Below are 21,068 nucleotides of genomic sequence, written 5' to 3' on the forward strand. Positions count from 1 at the left end.
AGCTATCAGCAACAGAGAGAAACCCTATCGTGACCCTTCGCAAGTATCAGAACCACATGCCGCTGCTCGGCAAAGGCGCTTTTGTCGACGGCTCGGCGGTGGTGATCGGCGACGTCGAAATCGGCGAAGACAGCTCCGTTTGGCCGCTGACGGTGATCCGCGGCGACATGCACCGCATCCGCATTGGTGCGCGCACCAGTGTTCAGGACGGCTGCGTATTGCACATTACCCACGCCGGGCCGTTCAATCCCGATGGCTTCCCGTTGCTGATCGGCGACGATGTGACCATCGCTCACAAAGTCATGCTTCACGGTTGTTCGGTGGGGAGTCGGGTTTTGATCGGCATGGGCAGCATTGTTATGGACGGCGCGGTAGTCGAGGATGAGGTGATCATCGGCGCCGGCAGCCTGGTACCCCCCGGCAAGCGCCTGGAAAGCGGTTTCCTTTATGTAGGCAGTCCGGTGAAACAGGTTCGCCCGCTGACCGACAAGGAAAAAGCCTTTTTCACCTACAGCGCGGCGAATTACGTGAAGCTCAAGGACCTGCACCTGGCCGAAGGCTACGACCAGCTCTAAGCCTCCAGTAAAGCGACCCGCTATTGCTCAGGAATTTTCATGCATTACCAAACCGTATTGTTCGACCTCGATGGCACCCTGACCGACCCGCGCGAAGGGATCACCCGTTCGATTCAATTCGCCTTGAGCAAGTTGGGTATCGACGAGCCCGACCTGACCAAACTTGAGCACTTCATCGGCCCGCCGTTGTTGCAGGCGTTCATGCAGTTCTATGACTTCGACGAAGCCAAGGCCTGGGAGGCGGTCAACTTTTACCGCGAACGCTTCAAGGTCACCGGCCTGTACGAGAACCGCGTCTTCGACGGCGTCACGCCGCTGTTGGAAACCCTTGGCGGGCAAGGGCGACAGCTGTACATCGCGACCTCAAAACCGTGGATCTTCGCCCGGGAAATCGCCCGGCATTTCGACTTCGCCAAACACTTCAAAGTGATCTACGGCAGCGAACTGGACGGAACCCGCACGAATAAAGTCGAGCTGATAGCCCACTTGATGGCCGAAGAAGGCCTGGACCCGGCCAACACCCTGATGATCGGCGACCGCAAACACGACTTGATCGGCGCGCGCAGTAATGGGCTGGACGCAGCAGCCGTTGGTTATGGTTTTGGCAGCCGGGAAGAATTGAGCGCAGAAGCACCGGCCTATCACTTCGAGACGCTGGACGAGATGCATCAGGCGTTTTTGCAGCGCTGATCACATCCATTCGCGGGCAAGCCCGCTCCCACACGTCCAATGGCGTTCACCTATTTTGTGCTCGTCACGGACACTGTGGGAGCGGGCTTGCCCGCGAAGAGACCCGCTAGGCCACCGAAATTTTATGACTCTGCCAAAACCTTCAGCGCCGCCCTGCGCTCGCCAACCGGCAACGCCCCCAGCTTCTCGACCGCCGCATAAAACTTCAGCCAATCCCCATCCACTTGCCTGAACAACGTGGCAAACGCCGGCACCCATTGGTCATACAGGCCAAACGGCAGCAGCCGGGCATTGTTCATCGGGGCATTGATCCAGGTGTCATAGCGTTTGTCGCCGGCCCATTGGCTGTCGCGCAGCTGCCGGTATTCACCTCGCAATCGCTCGAACTCGGCGGCTTTGCGCTGACGCATCTGGTCCGCCGGTAGCGGCAGGGCATAAAGCTGTTCGAGTCGTGTGCGGGTATCCAGAACCAGCTGAATGAACTGGTCGCGATGCTGCGCCTGTGCGCCGTTCTCGGGTGCCAGGCCGCGGACGGCGCGCCATTGGCGGGTGCCTTCCTGCTCGACGAAGGTGGCGAAAGACTCGTTGAATTCAGTGTCGTCCTTCACATAGAAGCGCTGATGGGCCAGCTCATGAAAGATCAGCGTGGCCAATCGTTCGTCGCCCCAGCCCATCATCGAACTGATAATCGGATCGTTGAACCAGCCGAGCGTCGAATAAGCCTCGACCCCGCCAATCGAAACGTCCATACCTTGCAGGCGTTGCAAGGCGGCCTCGCCACGGGCGGCGCTCTGGCTGTAATAGCCGCGATAGGCGACGCAACCGGCTATGGGGAAGCAATGGTTCTGCGGCGTCAGGGAAAATTCCGGCGTGGCGAAGACATTCCAGACCACGAACGGCCGGCCAATGTCGGCGTACAGGCGATAGCTCTGGTTGTCCGGCAGATGCAGCTGTTGGCTGGCGAACGTCCGGGCCTTTTGCGATTGAGTCAGGTGCGCACGCAATTGTTGGTCACGGCCGGGATCGGCAATCACCTTGGCAACCGGCTCCCTAGCCCGCAGCAATTGCAGCTGACCACTGGCCAATTGACCGTAGTAGCTGACGCTGGCGCAGCCATTGAGTAATAAAAACAACGCACCCGGAAACAAAATGCGAAAAACGCGATCAAGTAACCCAAGGCTTGGAAGCGGCCTGATCAAAATAAAATCTTCCCTGGAGAGTCTGCCCGCAAGACTATCCCGCCTGACTGGAGCTCCGCTATGCGCATGTTGATGCTGACAGGAACCCTGCTGATGTTGGCAGGTTGTGCTGGTTTCGGATTACCCCATCATGATCCGGCTCAAGCCTGGATCGACCTGGATTCGAAGCAGGAAGACACGGCCTTGCTGGCGCTGGGGGTCGATAACCAGGCCGCCACCGACAAGCGCTATTTCGAGGTTCAGCCAGGTAGCCATGAACTGACGGTTCGTTACCAATTCCCGGTCCAACCGACCAATATCGGCCCCGACGCCGAGCCGCTGTGGCGTGACTGTCAGATGAATGTGAAATTCAAGGACTTCAACGCTGGCGAACGCTATCAGCTGCAAGCGGGGAATATCGGCTTTCGGCCGTGGCTCAAGCTCTATGACCAGCAGCGAAAAGTGATTGGCCAAGGCACACCGGCAGGCTGCCAACGCAGTTGATCGGCGTTATGCTCAATGGACCAATTGTTTGGGACATTCATCATGAGCAGGTTGATGCTGTTGCTCGCTGCAAGTGTCGTTGCCGGCTGCCAGAGCCCATTGCCGGCGGTTAATCCGCAAATGGCCTGGGTCGAATTCTCTACGCCGTTCCCCAACGATAAATTGCTGATGGCCGAGCGACTGGACAAACAGCGATTGCGCGACGGGCGTTTTTTCCAGGTCACGCCCGGCAGCCATGAGCTGATCGTTCGATTCGACTTTGAAGTTCCCGGTGGCGGGGGCTTGAGTACGATGAGCGGCCCCACGGAACGGCTGTGCTACCTGACCATCAACTACGATAATTTCGAAGCAGGCCAGCGTTATGTGCTGGTTGGCCAGTCGATAGCGTTTACGCCCGGCGCCCGGTTGTACAACGCCAAGCGCGAAATCGTCGCTGAAGATCGGGAGTCTTATTGCCTCATGTGAGGCAAATCAGCGGTCGTTCTTCTGGTAGATGATTTTCTTGGTGCCGTTTTCGCACGAGCCGACGACCATGTTCTGATCGTGCACTTCGTCATTGGTGACGATCTCCAGGGTGTAAGAAGAGACGTTGTTGGCCTGGATCTTGGCTTCGATCTCGGCCTTGAGTTCTTCACAGGATTTCGGTGCCGCCAGGGCCGATGTGGCCAGTGCACAACAGATAACCGCCAAGGCAAAACGTTTCATGGTTGAAGCTCCTTTGAGGCAGCACGCACCGTCATGCGTTTTTGCTGCTGTCATTTATTCGACCACAGTTTCGCAAAGCGAGTTCTGATATCGCTCACAAACCTCAGGTTCAGCCGTTGGGATTGTGTCGTTTATTAGATCGCCTTCGCGAGCAGGCTCGCGAAGGCGTCGGCGCCGATCAGCTGACCAACGTCGCCTCCAGGCTGATCTTTGCATTCAGCACTTTGGATACCGGGCAACCTTCCTTGGCCTTGTTGCTCAGCTCCTCGAATTGCGCCTGGGTGGCCCCGGGGATTTTCGCCTTGAGGATCAATTTCACCGCGGTGATCGAAAAACCACCGTCCACCTGGTCCAGAGTGACTTCGGCAGTGGTATCGATGCTGTCCGCCTTGAGGCCGGCGTCTCCGAGAATCATTGAAAACGCCATGGAGAAACAGCCCGCGTGGGCCGCGCCGATCAGTTCTTCCGGGTTGGTACCCTTGCCGCCTTCGAAACGCGCCTTGAAGCCGTAGGGTGCTTCTCTGAGGACACCGGTTTCCGTGGAAATCGAGCCGATGCCGGTTTTCAGATCACCTTCCCAATGAGCCGATGCTTTCTTCGTGATAGCCATGCTGCCTCCTCAAGATCCGGCGCGAAGCGTCGCGCCTTCGTGGTTTTCGGTCGCTAGGGTTCTGAGGATAGACCGTGGTGCAAAGTTCACCTCATCTGATCGGTCCGCAAATTCTGTAGGAATTTTGTCTCTGCTATTGAAACTCGGGTATATGCCCTCATTGCATGAAACACGCTTATGGATTTGGCAGGTTTTCGTTCCCAAGAAAAAACCTGCGCACTCAAATGGGAGAAGCAGGTTTATGAAACGACTGTCCGATATCAAGTTTTCAACCCTCGATCTGGTGCCCGTGCGGGAAAACGGCAGCGCGGCCCAGTCGCTGCGCAATTCCCTGGACCTGGCGCAGCACGTCGAGAAATTCGGCTACAACCGCTTCTGGGTGGCCGAACACCACAATATGGACGGCATCGCCAGTTCCGCGACCTCGGTACTGCTCGGTTACCTGGCCGGCGGCACCTCGACGATTCGTGTCGGTTCGGGTGGCGTCATGTTGCCTAACCACGCACCGCTGGTGATCGCCGAGCAGTTCGGCACGCTCGAAAGTCTGTACCCGGGCCGGATTGACCTGGGTCTGGGCCGCGCCCCCGGTTCTGATCAGATGACCGCCCGCGCGCTACGCCGTGAACGCTCTGGCAGCGCCGACGAATTCCCGGAAGACGTGGCGGAACTGATGCGCTACCTCGGCCCGCGCACCCCTGATCAGCGGATCATCGCGATGCCGGGCACCGGCACCAACGTTCCGGTCTGGCTGTTGGGTTCGAGCCTGTTCAGTGCTCAACTGGCCGGCGAACTCGGTTTGCCCTACGCCTTCGCCTCGCATTTCGCACCGCGTTTCATGCATGAAGCCATTCGCGTCTATCGCAATCACTTCAAGCCTTCAGCGGTACTGGATAAGCCCTACGTGATGCTTGGCGTGCCGCTGGTGGCCGCCGATACCGACGAACAGGCCGACTACCTGGCGACGTCGGTCTACCAGCGGATTCTCGCCCTGATGCGTGGCCAGAGCCTGGTGCAACGTCCGCCAGTGAAAACGATGGATGGCTTGTGGCTGCCTCATGAGAAAGAAGCGGTGGGCGATTTCCTGGGGCTTGCCATGGTCGGCAGCCCGCAGAAAATCCGCGCCAAACTGGACGTGCTGATCGAGCAGACCCAGGCGGATGAGCTGATCTTTACCTGCGACCTGTACGAACATGCCGATCGCGTTCATTCCTACGAGCTGTTGGCGCAGGTGATGAAGGGCTGACGCTCAAACGGCGCGCACAAAAAAGCCGACGCAATCGCGTCGGCTTTTCTATGAACACGATGGAATCAACCTACCTTTTGTAGACGATCAGCTTGGTGCCCTTTTCACACGTACCGACGATTTTTCCGCCGGCTTCTGCGCCTTTATCGACGATTTCCAGTGAATAACCAGCAACGCCCTTGGCGTCCAGTTTCGCGGCGATTTCGGCCTTCAACTCTTCGCACGACTTGCCGTCAGCCATCGCTGTACCCGCAAGGCTCAACAAACCTACCGCCAAAATAAACTTCTTCATCGGTCGCAATACCTGGTCGTATCAAAGGGAGCTTCCAGCCATCAGCCGGAGGCACTCGAGTAGCGCTGTGCCATTTTCCCTATGGCACTCGGCCGGTGCGCAAGTTCAGAAGACTAGCTCAAACTCAGCTGGTGGCAATCCGGAACCCGACTTTGAGCGTCACCTGGAAGTGCGCAGCCTTGCCATCCTTGATGTGGCCGCGGGTTTCGGTCACTTCAAACCATTCCATGTACTTCAGGCTTTTACTGGCTTCGGCCAGCGCGTTGTTGATCGCATCCTCAATGCTGCTGGTGGACGAGCCGACCAGCTCGACTTTTTTATAGGTGTGATGGTCAGTCATGGCGTTCTCCTCAGGGTGTGAAATACAGCCTAGCAGTGATTTTTCGTATTTCTTCTGTCGGCCAATTCGAGTGTGAAGTTCAGATTTACTGCACTTTCTCGAACCCCTGAAGTCCCAACCAACACACGCAACTCAATCAATGCAGGAGAGCCACCATGGCCAACACCTCTTTACGTAAAGCCTCATTGCAAAGCATGGAAGCCGAAATCGAGAGTCTGCTGAAGTCTTTGGAAAACCTGAAAGACGACGCCTCGGACGAGTCGCGTAAAACGCTCAAAGCCTTGAAAGCCAACGCTGAGAGCGCGCTGAAACACTCGCGTCATTTGCTCAGCGATGCGTACGAAGAAGTCAAAGTCAAAACCCGCGAAACCGGGATCGCGACTCGGGACTACGCCCAGGAACACCCGTGGACTACAGCCGGCGTCGCGGTGGGTGCATTGGGTCTGCTCGCGGCCTACCTGCTGTGCAAACGCGGTGACTAATCTGTTTGGCGCAGCTCGTTTTTAAGCCACTGCGCCAACTGCCGAGCGCGCCCGTCCGCGGCGCGCTTGGGTAGCCATAACGCCAGTTGCGCCGGGGTTTCACTGAAACCCCATGGCGCAACCAGGCGACCGGCCTTCAAGTCTTCGGCCACCAACGGCTCAGGTGCAATGGCCACACCCAGGCCTGCGACGGCTGCTTCCAGCAAATAATACAAATGTTCAAAACCCTGACCTAACCTCAACGCCTTGGCGTCGAGGCCGCTTTGCTGCGCCCAACTCGGCCAGGCTTGCGGACGCGAAGTGGTGTGCAGTAAAGGTTCGCTCAGCAGCGCGTTGGCCGGTGCGTCGCGCAACCTTTCGTAACCGGCATAACGTGGGCTCATGACCGGGCCGATGCGTTCGCTGGCCAATTCGTAGACTTGCATGTCCGCCGGCCATGGCGGCTCGGCAAATACCAGCAAGGCATCCAAGCCTGGTCGACGCGGATCGAGATCGCCTTCTCCGGCCGACAGGTGCAGGCGAAGGTCCGGCAAATCAGCATTCAAGCGTCCCAGACGTGGAATAAACCAGCGCGCCAGCAGGCTTCCCGAGCAGCCGAGCACGAATGGCGCGTCGGCGGTGCTTTGGGTCAGTTCGGCGCAAACCGTGCGCAGACGCTCGAACGCCTCGCCACTGGCATCACGCAACCGAACGCCGGCATCTGTGAGTTTAAGTCCGCGACCATCCTTGACGAACAGGCTGACGCCGAGGTGTTCTTCCAGCACTTTCAGCTGTCGGCTGACCGCGCCATGGGTGACGTGCAGCTGTTCGGCGGCTTGACTGACGCTGTTCAGGCGAGCCGTGGCTTCAAAAGCGCGAAGGGCGTTCAGCGGCGGAAGGTCGTGGCTCATGGGATCTGTGAGTTTTCCTGACAGGTTGTGGCGATCTTATCGGTTTTCAGGCTCGGGCGTCAGGGGTAGAGTTAAGTCCACTCTCTTTTCAAAAGCTTCATTTCACACATTCAACTGGAGCGACCCATGACCCAGACTAATCTGCGCAACGGCCCCGACGCCAACGGCCTGTTTGGCGCGTTCGGCGGCCGCTACGTCGCCGAAACCCTGATGCCGTTGATCCTCGATCTGGCCCGCGAATATGAAGCGGCCAAGGAAGATCCGGCATTCAAAGAAGAATTGGCCTACTTCCAGCGCGACTACGTCGGTCGTCCAAGCCCACTGTATTACGCCGAACGTCTGACCGAGTTCTGCGGCGGCGCGAAGATTTACCTCAAGCGTGAAGAGCTGAACCACACCGGCGCGCACAAGATCAACAACTGCATCGGCCAAATCCTGCTGGCGCGGCGCATGGGCAAGAAACGCATCATCGCTGAGACCGGCGCGGGCATGCACGGCGTGGCGACCGCCACCGTGGCTGCGCGTTTTGGCCTCGACTGTGTGATCTACATGGGCACCACCGACATCGAACGCCAGCAAGCCAACGTGTTCCGCATGAAGCTGTTGGGCGCTGAAGTGATTCCGGTCGTGGCCGGCACCGGCACCCTGAAAGATGCGATGAACGAAGCGCTGCGCGACTGGGTGACCAACGTCGACAGCACGTTCTACCTGATCGGTACTGTCGCCGGCCCGCACCCGTACCCCGCCATGGTTCGCGACTTCCAGTCCGTTATCGGCAAGGAAACCCGTACTCAGCTGCAAGATCAGGAAGGCCGCCTGCCGGACAGCCTGGTGGCGTGCATCGGCGGCGGCTCCAATGCGATGGGCCTGTTCCACCCGTTCCTCGACGACAAGAGCGTTGAGATCATCGGCGTCGAAGCGGCCGGCTACGGTATTGAAACCGGCAAGCACGCGGCCAGCCTGAACGGCGGCGTTCCGGGTGTACTGCATGGCAACCGCACCTTCCTGTTGCAGGACGACGACGGCCAGATCATCGACGCTCATTCGATCTCTGCCGGCCTCGACTATCCAGGTATTGGTCCTGAACACGCCTGGTTGCACGACATCGGCCGCGTCCAGTACACCTCGGTGACTGACGACGAAGCCCTCGATGCGTTCCACAAATGCTGCCGTCTGGAAGGGATTATTCCTGCACTGGAAAGCGCCCATGCCCTGGCCGAAGTGTTCAAACGCGCACCGAACCTGCCGAAAGAGCACCTGATGGTGGTCAACCTGTCCGGCCGTGGCGACAAAGACATGCAAACCGTGATGCACCACATGGAACAATCCCAGCAGGAGAAACACTGATGAGCCGCCTGCAAACGCGTTTTGCCGAACTCAAGGAACAGAACCGCGCCGCCCTGGTGACGTTTGTCACCGCTGGCGACCCGAGCTATGACACTTCTCTGGCGATCCTCAAGGGCTTGCCCGGTGCTGGCGCCGACGTGATCGAGTTGGGCATGCCCTTCACCGATCCGATGGCCGACGGTCCGGCGATCCAGCTGGCGAACATCCGTGCCTTGGGTGCGAAGCAGAACCTGGCGAAAACCCTGCAAATGGTTCGTGAGTTCCGTGAAGGCAATACCGAGACGCCGCTGGTGTTGATGGGGTACTTCAACCCGATTCACATGTACGGCGTGCCGCGTTTCATTGCCGATGCCAAAGAGGCTGGCGTGGATGGCCTGATCGTGGTTGATCTGCCGCCCGAGCATAACGGTGAATTGTGCGATCCGGCGCAGGCAGCAGGCCTGGACTTTATCCGCCTGACCACGCCGACCACCGATGATGTGCGCCTGCCGACCGTGCTGAACGGCAGCTCCGGTTTCGTTTACTACGTGTCGGTTGCCGGTGTGACCGGTGCGGGCGCGGCCACGCTGGAGCACGTTGAAGAAGCGGTTGCCCGTCTGCGTCGCCACACCGATCTGCCGATCAGCATCGGTTTCGGCATTCGCACGCCGGAGCAGGCTGCTTCCATCGCTCGTCTGGCCGACGGTGTGGTGGTGGGTTCGGCATTGATCGATCACATCGCCGATGCCTCGACGCCGGAGCAGGCAATCGATGGCGTGTTGAGCCTTTGCTCGGCGCTGGCGGAAGGTGTGCGTAAGGCGCGCGTCAGCTAAAGGTAAAGTTCCTGATACAGAGGAATTAGAGCCTCGCGGCACAGACTAAACAGCAAGACCGAGGGCTTCAGGACTACGTTCTGAAGCCCTTTTTGCTGTATGTGCAGTGAGGAATGACCTGATGAAAATGCCGAAACGTCTGATTGCCAGCCTGGGTGTACTGATGCTCAGTGCCACTCCGTTGCTGAATGCTAGCGCCGATCAGCGCGACGATCACGACCACGGCGGCCCGCAACAGGGCCAGTACGATAATCATGGTGACAATCACGGCGATGACCACCGTGGCCGCCAGGACAACCATCGCGGTGGTCCTCCACCACGTGACTTCGGTCCGGTGCGCCAGACTATCCACGATAACCACGGCTATTTCGTCCGCGGTGCACCGCCACCTCCAGGCATTCATCTGGTCCGTGGCCGGCCGTTGCCTCACGGTTATTACGGCGAACGCCTGGACAATCGCGCCTTGGGCCGGCTGCCGTATTACCCAGGGTACGAATGGCGTCGCGCGGGAGGCGATATTGTGCTGATCGCTGTAGGAACCGGGATCGTGTATGAAGTGCTTGAAGGGGTGCTTTACTGATTCGCTGATTTTTGCAGGTTGACCCGGCCCATGTAGCAGCCGGACGCAAGCTGCGCCAGCTGCTACAAGTTTTGCGGTGTATCAATCACGGCAATTCCAATCCACCCGACGCCTTGTGCAACTTTCTCAAATGCTCGCCAATCTGCTTCAGGTTGGCTTCATTGGCGGCCATCTCGGCCGCACGGCTTGGTTCGAGCAGCGCCCTCACTTCCTTGTCCAGATCCCCGGTCAACACCTGAAGCTGTTTCTGCCGCAGGTTGCTTTCCGATTCCAGTCGCTGCCATTCATTGGGCTGGGGCAGCCCATATCCACCCGTCCCAAGCAGTTCCGCGGGACGACTGAGGAAGCCGCTATTGGCCAGAATCTGTTGCAAGGTTGCGTTGGCCTTATCCATGCCGCCGTTCTTCAGTTCACGCGCGCCCAGATAGCGCTGCTTCACTTCGTCCTGAGCCAATACCATTTGCTGGCGGAAGGCAGCCTGCTCCAACAACAGCAACGCCGCGCTGGTGCGCAAGTCAGCCTGCTCAACCCACTTGCGGCGTTCTTCGGCCTTCAAGGCCAGCCAGTCTTCGACCTTTTCCTGTTTGATCGGCAGGTGTTTTTTCAGCACGTCGAACATGGCTTGATAGCGATCGCGGAAGGAGTCGAAGCGATAGCCCAGGCGCAGGGCTTCGCGGGGATCGTCCAGTACGCTGGTGTCCGCCAACCCGCGGCCCTTGAGCACCTCCAGCAAACCGTTGGGCATGATGCTGTCGAGTCCGACCAGTTGCGAATTGTTGGTGCCGCTGCGCAGCAGTTTCAGGCCTTCCACAGCGCAGTTGTTGGAAAGAAAGAAATAGTTGCCGTCATAACTCCAGTGCATCTCGGCGGCGTGTTCCACGACGTCCTCGATTTCGTTACGCGACAGGTTAAGCGGCACCGAGGCCAGGCTGCGCAGTTCGGTCTTGGTGTATTCGTCGATCACTTGAGCCAGCGGCAAGACAAACAGGCGCGACGGGTATTTACCGACCAGGCCATCCCAGCTCGACAGTTGTACGTCACCGACGAAGGCGCGATACGACAACACCAGATGCTGGTCCAGATCCAGTCGGCAATCCGGCCCGCGTGGCCGGCCCGGAGCACAGATCACCAGGCGCAACATGCTGTGGCCCCAGCGGCTGACCCAGTTCTGGTTGGCTTCGGCCAGCAGGTAGTCGACGGCGTAAACCCGTTCCGGGTCGACCTGCCCCAAGGGCTGTCGGGCGAAATCATTGCCCGCATTCAGGAAGGCAAAGGATTTGCCGCAGGTGTCTTTGGCGGCGGGCGCCCAGCCGAAATGTTCTTTGTAATAGCGGTACAGCGCAGGGCGTCGGCAGGCGTAGCTCGGGTCGAGGAGGAAGTACTCCATGTTGACCGCGACGAACTCCTTGGGACTGCTCGTTTCGTAAATGTCCGGGCTGCGGGCGATCTGCCGGTTGTACTGTTCACGTTCGCCACGGCGGCCAACGTATTGCGGCCAACCCGCGAGGTCGAGCAGGCGTGGGTCATCACTGAGGGTAAAGCGCCGGGCGGATTGGCCTCGGCATTGATCCGGGATACCGACCAGCCCCGAGCTGCTGTTGCGTCGGGTGCAACGCTGGATCAGTGTGCGCTCGGCGTCTGGCCACAGGCGCGAACGGTCGTAAATGTGGGTGAGTTCGTGCAACACCGTGGCGAGCATTTCCCGGCGGACGGTGCCGTGGGGGCGATAAGTCTTCTTTGTCGCCGCAGTGCCATCGGTGAGGCTGGCGAGCAGGTTTCGATTCAGATCGAGTTCGGACACCAACGACGCCTGGCCATAGGCGTTGCTGGGCATGTCGTCGGTCCAGCCGACGTCGATACGTCGGTCAAGTTGCTCGACGAACCGCGGCGGCAATGCTTGCATGGCTTCATCGAGCAGTGCCTGGCTGGCCTGCTGTTGCGCGGGGCTCAGACCTTCGGTCTTGAGCTTTAATTGCAGGCCAGCCTGGGCCGTGTTGCCGAGCAGCAACATGACCCCGGCCAACAGCCAGGCGCTTGCGAACCTCACAGTGCGAGGATGGCTTCGGCGAGGACCTGATCACTGGCATCGCGGGCTTCCGGCACGCGGGTGCGCAACGTGTTGAAGGCGGCTTCCAGGTGCGCGCCGCGAATGTCGCCATCACTGGCAACAAAACTGGCCGCATCGTCATGGGCTTCACGAACGATTTTCGAGTCGCGGATGGACGTCGTGGTATCGGAGGTGAAATCAAGGGTGCGCCGGGTGGCGTTGATGAGGATGTTACTGGTGGCTACCAGGGTTTGCGCCTGGGCCACATCGGCCAACAACAACAGGCCGAGAGTGGCAGCAATCAGTGGGCTACGCATGGAACGACTCCGCAAGAACAAGGATAACTATTGGACGAGAATTGCCTGCGCCAGTTCAAGGTCGCTTGCATGAAGTTTTGGCCGGGTGCGGCGCAGATAATCCAGGGCCGACTCCAATTGCGCGCCTCGCAGCTGGCCGTCACTGGCGATGAACGCTGCTGCGTCATCATGGGCCGCGATCAACAGCTTACGGTCGAAGGGGGCGGCGGTCACCATGGTTGTGGCGTAGCCGGTGGCCACAAGGCCTTGGGTAGACACATCGAGGGCATTGGCCGAGCCCGTCCAGCAGGCCGTCACCAATACTGAAGTGATCAATGGGTTTGAAATAAAACGCATGAGACTCGACAGTTAAAGGCGAGTCCAAAGGCTAGCGCAACGTCCGGTTTAGAGCCAGCGTAGAAACATTGGGACACGACAGGCGTGTCCCACGTCAGTGCCTGGCTTAGATCGTCAGGATGGCCTGGGCCAGCTGTGCGTCAGTCGCGTTCAGCGCAGGTGCCTGGTGGCGAATGTGATCGAGTGCGCTTTCCAGTTTCACGCCGCGAATGGCGCCTTCACTGGCGACGAAGCTGGCGGCGTCGTCACGGGCAGCGCGCACGATTTTGTCATCGCGAAAAGAAGAGGTGACATCGGAGGTCGCATCGGACGTGGCCTTGAGTGCGCCGACGACAGCGTCGGTGGTCACGATAAAGCTGGTGGCGTGGGAATTGGCAGCCACGGCAAGCAGGGCTGCAGCGCTGAGCAGACGAAGACGGGACATGGTGTAACTCCTTTGGGTAAACCGATTGAGAGGTGGCGCGGTATCTGTAAATTCAGACGCGCTTAGCGCGGTGTGCGCCACGTTCTGACTTGATATTAGGCCTGAGCGCGTCGGTTCGAACAGTCCTGTCTGCTCACACAGGCCGCTAGCGCCAGAACGGTTTATCCAATTCGTTGAGACGATCCGCGAGGCTGATGCCCAGGTCCGAGAGTTGATGCTCGTTGAGTTGGCCCAGTAAACGCCGGGTGCTGGCCCTCTCCAGGCCGCTGGCCAAAGACCTCCATAATTGACGTAGCCAACGAAAGCGAGGCTTCGTTTGGGCTGCGGGAACGGAAACATCCAGTAAGTGATTCATGGCGCTGTCCTTTTTCTGGCAGGTTGAGGGTTCATGGTGATCCCCAACGGCAGTCCAGGACAGACACACTCGGCTGATATTGTACTGGTTCAGTTTCAGTTTTTAAGAAACTGTACCTGTTCACTGTTATCCCTATTGAATGGCCATGTTGATGGCCCGAAAACGACAAAACCCGTCGTGGTTTCCCACGACGGGTTTTGTTTGTTCAATTCGGGTTGCTGGCGGTGGACCCTACAGGTCAGAGCCAGCGACGCTACTTAGCGCCAGAACGGCTTGCTCAGCTCTTCGTAGCGTTGTGCTTCGCTAATCCCGGCGTCAGCCAGCAGACGCGAATCCAGGCGAGCCAGTTGATGGCGGCTGGAGATGCGGCGCTGCCACAACATCAGGTTGGCGAGAACGCGAAGAGGCGTGGAAGCCTGGGTCTTTACAGCGTTGTCTTCGAAAAACAGCTCGGAACTGAGTGTACGTTCCATGGTTGACATCCTTCCGCTTATGGCGGGATTAGGTAGTGGTTTAACTGATGCCAATGATCCTCTCGTTTGGCTAGTCTCTGTAGATACAGTTCACCTGTATTGTGAGGGACCAGTTAACTGTTAATCAGCGGTGTACTGGTCAAAATTGAGGCAACTGTACCTATCCGCACTTGTATGGTGCGTTTTTGGCTGTTTGACTCGGAAAGGTAGGCAACTACGGTAGGAAAAGACCGGTACAGCAGTACAGTTTTGTTCAGGATCTGGTCTTGCAACAGCAAGCTGACGAAACTGTGTTTGCGTCAGCTGCTATCTGTTCCATTTACACCGCCAGCATTCGCCCGGTTTCTTCCAGGTTGATGTGCCAACTCAGGGCATCACGCAGGATATGCGGGGTGTGTCCGCCGACGGCGCAAGCAGCGGTGAAGTAGTCGTCAAGTGCCTGGCGATAGTCCGGGTGCACACAGTTGTCGATGATGACGCGAGCTCGTTCACGTGGCGCCAGGCCACGCAGGTCGGCCAAGCCTACCTCGGTGACGAGGATGTCGACGTCATGCTCTGTGTGGTCGACGTGGCTGACCATCGGCACGACGCTGGAGATCGCGCCGCCCTTGGCGATCGACTTGGTCACGAAAATCGCCAAATGCGCGTTGCGCGCAAAGTCGCCCGAGCCGCCGATCCCGTTCATCATCCGCGTGCCGCAGACGTGCGTGGAGTTGACGTTACCGTACAGGTCGAACTCAAGCGCCGTGTTGATACCAATGATACCGAGCCGACGTACCACTTCCGGGTGGTTGGAAATTTCTTGCGGGCGCAGCACCAGTTTGTCCTTGTAGCGCTCCAGGTTGCCGAACACGTCGGTATTGCGACGGGCCGACAAGGTAATCGAACTGCCCGACGCAAAGCTCAGTTTGCCGGCATCGATCAGGTCGAAGGTCGAGTCCTGCAGCACTTCGGAGTACATCGTCAGGTCTTCGAACGGCGAATCGATCAGGCCGCACATCACCGAGTTGGCAATGGTGCCGATACCGGCCTGCAATGGACCGAGTTTGTTGGTCATGCGCCCGGCCGCCACTTCCTGCTTGAAGAAGTCGATCAGGTGATCGGCAATGGCCTGGGTGTCTACGTCCGGCGGCAGCACAGTGGATGGCGAGTCGGACTGGTTGGTGATGACGATCGCGACGATCTTTTCAGGCGGGATCGGGATGGCGGTGCTGCCAATGCGATCGTCGACCTTCACCAGCGGAATTGGCGTGCGGGTCGGCCGGTAGGTCGGTATATAGATGTCGTGCAGACCTTCCAGGTTCGGGTTGTGCGCCAGGTTGATCTCGACGATGACCTGTTTGGCGAAAATCGCGAAGCTGGCCGAGTTACCCACGGAAGTGGTCGGCACGATATGGCCTTGCTCAGTGATCGCTACCGCTTCAATCACCGCGATGTCCGGCAGTTTGAGTTGCTGGTTACGCAGCGACTCCACGGTTTCCGACAAGTGCTGGTCGATGAACATCACTTCGCCGGCGTTAATCGCCTTGCGCAGGGTGCTGTCGACCTGGAACGGCATGCGCCGTGACAATACGCCGGCTTCGGTGAGCTGTTTATCGAGGTCGTTGCCCAGGCTCGCGCCGGTCATGAGGGTGATTTTCAGCGGGGAGATTTTGGCGCGTTCGGCCAATGCGTGGGGCACGGCTTTGGCTTCGCCGGCGCGAGTGAAACCACTCATGCCGACGGTCATGCCGTCCTCAATCAGAGCGGCAGCATCAGCAGCACTCATCACTTTATCCAACAACGAAGGCAAGCGAATACGATCACGGTACATGGATTGTTATCTCGGGCAACGGAAGCAAGGTATGCAGTCTAGTGATTTGAAAAAAATCCGTCCCGCTACCATGGTCGAATGCAGAGCCCTGATTTAGAGCCTTTGGTCGGGTTTCACGGGGAATAAAAAAACCCCAGCCTACTAAAGGCTGAGGTTTTGGGTATTGCGTTGGAGCAGGTTTTACTCGACGGCTTTGACCATGTCTTCGATGACTTTCTTGGCGTCGCCGAAAACCATCATGGTTTTGTCGAGGTAGAACAGTTCGTTATCCAGACCGGCATAGCCGCTGGCCATCGAGCGCTTGTTGACGATGATGGTCTTGGCTTTGAACGCTTCCAGAATCGGCATGCCGGCAATCGGCGATTTCGGGTCGTTCTTCGCCGCTGGGTTGACCACGTCGTTGGCGCCCAACACCAGCACCACGTCGGCCTGGCCGAACTCGGAGTTGATGTCTTCCATCTCGAACACCTGGTCGTAAGGCACTTCGGCCTCGGCCAGCAAGACGTTCATGTGGCCAGGCATCCGACCGGCAACCGGGTGGATCGCGTACTTCACGGTGACGCCGCGATGGGTCAGCTTCTCGGTCAGCTCTTTCAGCGCATGTTGTGCCCGTGCAACCGCCAGGCCGTAGCCCGGAACGATGATGACGGTGTCGGCGTTAGTCAGCAGGAAGGTCGCGTCGTCAGCCGAACCGGATTTCACCGGGCGGGCTTCTTTCGAACCCGCAGGGCCGGCTGCGTCCGCGGTGTTGCCGAAACCACCCAGCAGTACGTTGAAGAACGAACGGTTCATCGCCTTGCACATGATGTACGAGAGGATCGCACCGGACGAACCTACCAAGGAGCCTGCGATGATCAGCATCGAGTTGTTCAGCGAAAAGCCGATACCTGCCGCTGCCCAGCCGGAGTAGCTGTTGAGCATCGACACCACGACCGGCATGTCGGCGCCGCCAATCGGGATGATGATCAGCACACCCAGCACGAAGGCCAGGGCCAGCATCAGCGCGAAGGCACTCAGGTTGCCCGTCAGCATGAAGGTTACGCCGAGTGCCAGTGTCGCCAGGCCCAGCAGCAGGTTCAGCTTGTGCTGGCCGCCGAACTGTACCGGTGCACCCTGGAACAGGCGGAACTTGTACTTGCCCGACAACTTGCCGAAGGCGATGACCGAGCCGGAGAAGGTGATTGCACCGATGGCCGCGCCGAGGAACAGCTCCAGGCGGTTACCGGCGGGAATCGCATCACCCAGTTGCTTGACGATACCCAGCGATTGCGGTTCAACGACGGCAGCGATCGCAATGAACACCGCCGCCATACCGATCATGCTGTGCATGAAAGCGACCAGTTCCGGCATTTTGGTCATTTCAACGCGCTTGGCCATGATCGAGCCAGCGGTGCCGCCCACCAGCAGGCCGACGATGACGTAGCCGATGCCCGCAGTAGCCAGCTCAGCGCCCAACTTATAGATGAGGCCAACGGTGGTGAGGATCGCCAGCGCCATGCCGAGCATGCCGTACACGTTGCCGCGTCGCGATGTGGTCGGGTGCGACAGGCCTTTGAGGGCCTGGATGAAGCAGATTGACGCGATCAAGTAGAGCGTCGTGACAAGGTTCATGCTCATTACTTAGGCGCCTCTTCTTTTACGGCTTTCGGGGCTTTTTTCTTGAACATCTCAAGCATTCTGCGGGTGACCAGGAAGCCACCAAACACGTTCACCGCCGCCAGAGCCACCGCCAGGGTGCCCATGGTCTTGCCCAGTGGCGTCACGGTCAACGCCGCCGCCAGCATGGCGCCGACGATCACGATCGCCGAGATTGCGTTGGTCACCGCCATCAGTGGCGTGTGCAGTGCAGGTGTAACGTTCCAGACCACGTGATAACCGACATAAATCGCCAGCACGAAGATGATCAGGTTGTAGATACCGGGGGAGATAAGCTCTTCCATCGTCTGAATCCCTGCTTAGGCGTTTTTGCGGATGACTTGGCCGTCGCGGCACATCAGGCACGCGGCGACGATGTCGTCTTCGAGGTTGATCTCGAACTGGCCTTCTTTGTTGAAGACCAGTTTCAGGAAGTCCAGCAGGTTGCGCGCGTACAGGGCCGAAGCATCTGCCGCGACCGCACCGGCCAGGTTGGTCGGACCGCAAATGGTCACGCCATTCTCGATAACAACCTGATCGGCCACGGTCAGCGGGCAGTTACCGCCCTGCGCCGCTGCAAGGTCGATGACCACCGCCCCCGGTTTCATCTGCGACACGGTTTCCGCGCTCAACAGCGTCGGTGCCTTGCGGCCCGGGATCAGTGCAGTGGTGATGACAATGTCAGCCTGCTTGGCGCGCTCGTGTACGGCCAGCGCCTGACGCTGCATCCAGCTCGCTGGCATCGGTCGTGCGTAACCGCCGACACCGACGGCGCATTCGCGCTCTTCATCGGTCTCGTAAGGCACGTCGACGAACTTGGCGCCAAGGGATTCGATCTGCTCTTTTACCGCAGGACGTACGTCGGACGCTTCGATCACGGCACCCAGGCGTTTCGCGGTAGCGATCGCCTGCAAACCCGCCACACCAGCGCCAAGAATCAGCACGCGCGCCGCTTTCACGGTGCCGGCAGCCGTCATCAGCATCGGCATGAAGCGCGGGTAGTGGTGAGCGGCCAACAGCACGGCTTTATAGCCGGCGATGTTCGCCTGGGAGGACAGCACATCCAGACTCTGGGCGCGGGAGGTGCGCGGCGCGGCTTCCAGCGCAAACGCGGTAATGCCGCATTCGGCCAGCTTGGCGATGGTTTCATTGCTGAACGGATTGAGCATGCCCACCACAACGGTGCCGCTCTTTATCAGCGTCAGCTCGCTGTCGCTGGGGGCGACCACCTTGAGAATCAGCTCGGTACCAAACGCATCGTTGGCACTGCCAATCGTTGCGCCTGCCGCTTCATAAGCACTGTCGACAACACTGGCATTAATGCCGGCGCCGCTTTGCACAGTGACTTTATGACCCTGGCCGATCAGCTTCTTGATGGTTTCCGGGGTTGCAGCAACCCGTGTTTCACCCGTCTGGGTTTCGAGAGGAACACCAATGTGCACGTCAAATCTCCTGCGTGATCTTATTGAGTAAACCCATGCACTACGGATGGTGCGGCTGGGGCGGCCGATCAGCACGATCCCGCTAAATCAGGGCGGGGCGCGGCATTTTGCAGGCGAACTTTGTGCCCTTCAAGGGTTTATGACGGGTGACGGAAAATTAACTACAAGTCACCCCGTGACCGAATGTCGCACTATTAGGTGCAATCCCTTACAGGCTGTGGCTTGTAAGGATTTTCGCAAAATTTCAAGAAATTACGCATCGGCGCGGTGAATGAAGTGTCATCGCTTTGTAATAGCGGCTCAAGGCCACGTCTTCAGGCGCTTGTGGGACGTTTGTGCTGTTTGTCAGTACAGTCTGTCAAAATGCGACAAATACTTATATCTGTAGGGCTTTTATTTAGCTGACTACCAGGTCAGCTAACGGGTGCAAGCCCTTATCCTTCTAGGTTGTAACTCTGTGCCTGATTGACCAGCCAATCGCGAAAAGCCCGTAAAGAGGCCGATTCCACCTTTCGCTCAGGAATCATCAGGTAGTAAGCCTTGATGCTGGAGAGTGCCTGGGCGTTGGCGATCACCAGGCGCTTCTCGGCCAGTTCGCGTTGAATCAGGAAGGGCGGAATCAACGCGATGCCCATGTCGTGCATGGCGGCCTGGGCAAGCATGGAGAATAGCTCGTAGCGCGGCCCTGTCATGTCTCGCGGGATATTAAGGTGTTGCGAGTTGAACCACTGGCGCCAGGCATAAGGGCGCGTGGTCTGTTGCAGCAGGGGCAATTCGGCGATTTCACCAGGCGTCAGGTTTGTGCTTTTCCCCAGCAGGTTGGGGCTGCACACCGGCATCGGATTTTCACCCATCAGCCTGTGTGATTCGGTGCCTGACCAATCCGCATCGCCGAAGTAGATGGCTGCATCGAAGTCGGTGTCGGCGAACAGGAAGGGCCGCGTGCGGTTCGTGAGGTTGACCGTGACCTCCGGGTGTTTTTGCTGGAAGTCCTTGAGCCGTGGCAACAGCCATTGAGTGCCAAACGTCGGGACCACCGCCAGTTCGATCACGTTGGCGCCTTGCTGGCCCATCACGGACAAGGTGTCGCGCTCGACCGCATCGAGCTGGGTAGCCACTCGTCGGCTGTAGGAAAGTCCGGCTTCCGTCAGCTTGACCCCACGACGTGAGCGTCGGAACAGTTCTACGCCGAGGAACTCCTCGAGGCTGGCGATCTGTCGGCAAATGGCCCCTTGGGTCAGCGAAAGTTCCACGGCGGCCTTGGTAAAGCTTTCGTGGCGTGCGGCCGCTTCGAAGCTGATCAGGGCCGTTGTGCTGGGTATTTTCCTGCGCATGTACGTCAACCTCACTAATGCATCGCATCTAAGCTCTTTTGCGATGTTACGGAGTGAGAAATTAGCACAACAGTATGCTAAATCCTCGTTTGCCGGAACGCCGAACCCGGCCTAGGATCAGTCCACGTTATTTGACTCGATTCGAGAGGACACACTCATGGGCGGTAAAGCTAGCTTCAACTGGATCGATCCCCTGCTGCTGGATCAACAGCTCACCGAAGAAGAACGCATGATCCGTGACACGGCTGCACAGTTCGCTCAGCAGAAGCTCGCGCCGCGTGTTCTCGAAGCTTTCCGCCATGAAAAAACCGATCCGGCGATTTTCCGCGAGATGGGTGAAGTCGGTCTGTTGGGCGCAACTATCCCTGAGCAGTATGGTGGCAGCGGTCTGAACTACGTCAGCTACGGCCTGATCGCTCGTGAAGTCGAGCGCGTCGACTCGGGCTATCGCTCAATGATGAGCGTGCAATCCTCGTTGGTGATGGTGCCGATCAATGAATTCGGTACCGAAGCGCAGAAGCAGAAGTACCTGCCGAAACTGGCCTCGGGCGAATGGATTGGTTGCTTCGGTCTGACCGAGCCTGACCACGGTTCCGACCCGGGCGCGATGATTACTCGTGCACGTAAAGTGGAAGGCGGCTACA

Annotated in this window: 27 protein-coding genes (1 of these 27 running past the window's edge); 10 read left to right on the top strand and 17 right to left on the bottom strand. The window is 58.6% G+C overall.

What is annotated here, in order from left to right; genetic code table 11:
• Positions 1 to 29: 29 nt before the first annotated feature.
• Both ACA057_RS00425 and ACA057_RS00430 read left to right on the top strand, forming a co-directional pair.
• Positions 30 to 575 carry a gamma carbonic anhydrase family protein gene (locus tag ACA057_RS00425; protein ID WP_497345089.1) on the top strand — a complete coding sequence of 182 codons (546 nt, stop codon included), beginning with the start codon at positions 30 to 32 and terminating at the stop codon, positions 573 to 575.
• 39 nt (positions 576 to 614) lie between these two features.
• Positions 615 to 1,265 carry an HAD family hydrolase gene (locus ACA057_RS00430; protein ID WP_401360456.1) on the top strand — a complete coding sequence of 217 codons (651 nt, stop codon included), beginning with the start codon at positions 615 to 617 and terminating at the stop codon, positions 1,263 to 1,265.
• A gap of 122 nt (positions 1,266 to 1,387) precedes the next feature.
• On the opposite strand, the gene ACA057_RS00435 is transcribed toward ACA057_RS00430, so the two are convergent.
• A complete protein-coding gene (locus ACA057_RS00435; protein WP_497345092.1) occupies positions 1,388 to 2,464 on the bottom strand; it encodes an aminopeptidase in 1,077 nt (358 codons plus the stop codon).
• 60 nt (positions 2,465 to 2,524) lie between these two features.
• On the opposite strand from ACA057_RS00435, the gene ACA057_RS00440 reads away from it, so the two are divergent.
• Together ACA057_RS00440 and ACA057_RS00445 are read left to right on the top strand one after the other, a co-directional pair.
• A complete protein-coding gene (locus ACA057_RS00440) occupies positions 2,525 to 2,947 on the top strand; it encodes a PA0061/PA0062 family lipoprotein (protein ID WP_497345094.1) in 423 nt (140 codons plus the stop codon).
• A gap of 42 nt (positions 2,948 to 2,989) precedes the next feature.
• The gene (locus ACA057_RS00445; RefSeq protein WP_497345096.1) at positions 2,990 to 3,412 is read left to right on the top strand and encodes a PA0061/PA0062 family lipoprotein; all 423 of its coding nucleotides are present in this window, start codon (positions 2,990 to 2,992) and stop codon (positions 3,410 to 3,412) included.
• A 6-nt stretch (positions 3,413 to 3,418) separates the two neighbouring features.
• Here the strand turns inward: ACA057_RS00445 and ACA057_RS00450 are convergent, their stop codons facing one another.
• Together ACA057_RS00450 and ACA057_RS00455 are read right to left on the bottom strand one after the other, a co-directional pair.
• Complete coding sequence (locus ACA057_RS00450; RefSeq protein WP_059403671.1) at positions 3,419 to 3,652, bottom strand: DUF1161 domain-containing protein; 234 nt, start codon at positions 3,650 to 3,652, stop codon at positions 3,419 to 3,421.
• A 178-nt stretch (positions 3,653 to 3,830) separates the two neighbouring features.
• Positions 3,831 to 4,262 carry an OsmC family protein gene (locus ACA057_RS00455; protein ID WP_497345098.1) on the bottom strand — a complete coding sequence of 144 codons (432 nt, stop codon included), beginning with the start codon at positions 4,260 to 4,262 and terminating at the stop codon, positions 3,831 to 3,833.
• Positions 4,263 to 4,503: 241 nt separating this feature from the next.
• On the opposite strand from ACA057_RS00455, the gene ACA057_RS00460 reads away from it, so the two are divergent.
• A complete protein-coding gene (locus ACA057_RS00460) occupies positions 4,504 to 5,505 on the top strand; it encodes an LLM class flavin-dependent oxidoreductase (RefSeq protein WP_497345100.1) in 1,002 nt (333 codons plus the stop codon).
• A gap of 70 nt (positions 5,506 to 5,575) precedes the next feature.
• Here ACA057_RS00460 and ACA057_RS00465 read toward each other — a convergent pair whose 3' ends face one another.
• Both ACA057_RS00465 and ACA057_RS00470 read right to left on the bottom strand, forming a co-directional pair.
• Entirely contained in the window at positions 5,576 to 5,797 is a 222-nt protein-coding gene (locus ACA057_RS00465; RefSeq protein ID WP_497345102.1) for a DUF1161 domain-containing protein, read from the bottom strand.
• A gap of 124 nt (positions 5,798 to 5,921) precedes the next feature.
• Positions 5,922 to 6,137 (bottom strand): dodecin, encoded by a 216-nt coding sequence (locus tag ACA057_RS00470; RefSeq protein ID WP_401360470.1) that lies wholly within the window; start codon positions 6,135 to 6,137, stop codon positions 5,922 to 5,924.
• A gap of 155 nt (positions 6,138 to 6,292) precedes the next feature.
• Here ACA057_RS00470 and ACA057_RS00475 point away from each other — a divergent pair, with 155 nt between their 5' ends.
• Positions 6,293 to 6,619, top strand: a complete 327-nt coding sequence (locus tag ACA057_RS00475) for an ElaB/YgaM/YqjD family protein (RefSeq protein ID WP_008027738.1) — start codon at positions 6,293 to 6,295, stop codon at positions 6,617 to 6,619.
• Here the strand turns inward: ACA057_RS00475 and ACA057_RS00480 are convergent.
• On the bottom strand, positions 6,616 to 7,509 hold the full coding sequence (locus ACA057_RS00480; protein WP_497345105.1) for a LysR family transcriptional regulator: 894 nt from the start codon (positions 7,507 to 7,509) through the stop codon (positions 6,616 to 6,618). The genes ACA057_RS00475 and ACA057_RS00480 overlap by 4 nt on opposite strands.
• 126 nt (positions 7,510 to 7,635) lie before the next feature.
• Here ACA057_RS00480 and trpB point away from each other — a divergent pair, with 126 nt between their 5' ends.
• The 3 genes from trpB to ACA057_RS00495 all read left to right on the top strand — a co-directional run bounded on the left by trpB (position 7,636) and on the right by ACA057_RS00495 (position 10,248).
• Positions 7,636 to 8,856, top strand: coding sequence for a tryptophan synthase subunit beta (gene trpB / locus ACA057_RS00485; RefSeq protein WP_497345107.1), 1,221 nt, complete (start codon positions 7,636 to 7,638; stop codon positions 8,854 to 8,856).
• The gene (gene trpA, locus ACA057_RS00490) at positions 8,856 to 9,668 is read left to right on the top strand and encodes a tryptophan synthase subunit alpha (RefSeq protein ID WP_497345109.1); all 813 of its coding nucleotides are present in this window, start codon (positions 8,856 to 8,858) and stop codon (positions 9,666 to 9,668) included. The genes trpB and trpA overlap by 1 nt, the downstream gene beginning before the upstream one ends.
• A 121-nt stretch (positions 9,669 to 9,789) precedes the next feature.
• On the top strand, positions 9,790 to 10,248 hold the full coding sequence (locus ACA057_RS00495; protein WP_497345111.1) for an anti-virulence regulator CigR family protein: 459 nt from the start codon (positions 9,790 to 9,792) through the stop codon (positions 10,246 to 10,248).
• An 85-nt stretch (positions 10,249 to 10,333) separates the two neighbouring features.
• Here ACA057_RS00495 and ACA057_RS00500 read toward each other — a convergent pair whose 3' ends face one another.
• From ACA057_RS00500 to ACA057_RS00550, 11 genes are all read right to left on the bottom strand, one after another.
• Entirely contained in the window at positions 10,334 to 12,295 is a 1,962-nt protein-coding gene (locus ACA057_RS00500; RefSeq protein ID WP_497345113.1) for a DUF7844 domain-containing protein, read from the bottom strand.
• The gene (locus tag ACA057_RS00505) at positions 12,292 to 12,612 is read right to left on the bottom strand and encodes a DUF2388 domain-containing protein (protein ID WP_008154459.1); all 321 of its coding nucleotides are present in this window, start codon (positions 12,610 to 12,612) and stop codon (positions 12,292 to 12,294) included. The genes ACA057_RS00500 and ACA057_RS00505 overlap by 4 nt, the downstream gene beginning before the upstream one ends.
• A gap of 27 nt (positions 12,613 to 12,639) precedes the next feature.
• Positions 12,640 to 12,948, bottom strand: coding sequence for a DUF2388 domain-containing protein (locus ACA057_RS00510; protein WP_497345115.1), 309 nt, complete (start codon positions 12,946 to 12,948; stop codon positions 12,640 to 12,642).
• Between the two features lie 106 nt (positions 12,949 to 13,054).
• Positions 13,055 to 13,372, bottom strand: a complete 318-nt coding sequence (locus ACA057_RS00515; protein ID WP_150711569.1) for a DUF2388 domain-containing protein — start codon at positions 13,370 to 13,372, stop codon at positions 13,055 to 13,057.
• Positions 13,373 to 13,517: 145 nt separating this feature from the next.
• Complete coding sequence (locus tag ACA057_RS00520) at positions 13,518 to 13,727, bottom strand: DUF1127 domain-containing protein (protein ID WP_497345118.1); 210 nt, start codon at positions 13,725 to 13,727, stop codon at positions 13,518 to 13,520.
• Between the two features lie 257 nt (positions 13,728 to 13,984).
• A complete protein-coding gene (locus tag ACA057_RS00525; protein WP_008154465.1) occupies positions 13,985 to 14,200 on the bottom strand; it encodes a DUF1127 domain-containing protein in 216 nt (71 codons plus the stop codon).
• 319 nt (positions 14,201 to 14,519) lie between these two features.
• Positions 14,520 to 16,013, bottom strand: a complete 1,494-nt coding sequence (gene scpC / locus ACA057_RS00530; RefSeq protein ID WP_497345120.1) for a succinyl-CoA:acetate CoA-transferase ScpC — start codon at positions 16,011 to 16,013, stop codon at positions 14,520 to 14,522.
• A 180-nt stretch (positions 16,014 to 16,193) separates the two neighbouring features.
• Positions 16,194 to 17,630 (bottom strand): NAD(P)(+) transhydrogenase (Re/Si-specific) subunit beta, encoded by a 1,437-nt coding sequence (locus tag ACA057_RS00535; protein ID WP_497345122.1) that lies wholly within the window; start codon positions 17,628 to 17,630, stop codon positions 16,194 to 16,196.
• A complete protein-coding gene (locus ACA057_RS00540; RefSeq protein ID WP_003187010.1) occupies positions 17,630 to 17,953 on the bottom strand; it encodes an NAD(P) transhydrogenase subunit alpha part 2 in 324 nt (107 codons plus the stop codon). The genes ACA057_RS00535 and ACA057_RS00540 overlap by 1 nt, the downstream gene beginning before the upstream one ends.
• Before the next feature lie 15 nt (positions 17,954 to 17,968).
• Entirely contained in the window at positions 17,969 to 19,090 is a 1,122-nt protein-coding gene (locus tag ACA057_RS00545; protein WP_497345124.1) for a Re/Si-specific NAD(P)(+) transhydrogenase subunit alpha, read from the bottom strand.
• Positions 19,091 to 19,524: 434 nt separating this feature from the next.
• Complete coding sequence (locus tag ACA057_RS00550; RefSeq protein ID WP_497345126.1) at positions 19,525 to 20,424, bottom strand: LysR family transcriptional regulator; 900 nt, start codon at positions 20,422 to 20,424, stop codon at positions 19,525 to 19,527.
• Between the two features lie 157 nt (positions 20,425 to 20,581).
• On the opposite strand from ACA057_RS00550, the gene ACA057_RS00555 reads away from it, so the two are divergent.
• A protein-coding gene (locus ACA057_RS00555; RefSeq protein WP_059405099.1) for an acyl-CoA dehydrogenase crosses the window boundary here: on the top strand, positions 20,582 to 21,068 show its 5' portion. The gene runs 695 nt beyond the window's last position; only the first 487 of its 1,182 coding nucleotides appear in the window; it begins with the start codon at positions 20,582 to 20,584; its stop codon lies beyond the right edge, outside the window.

Source organism: Pseudomonas sp. LBUM1661, from assembly GCF_059695925.1.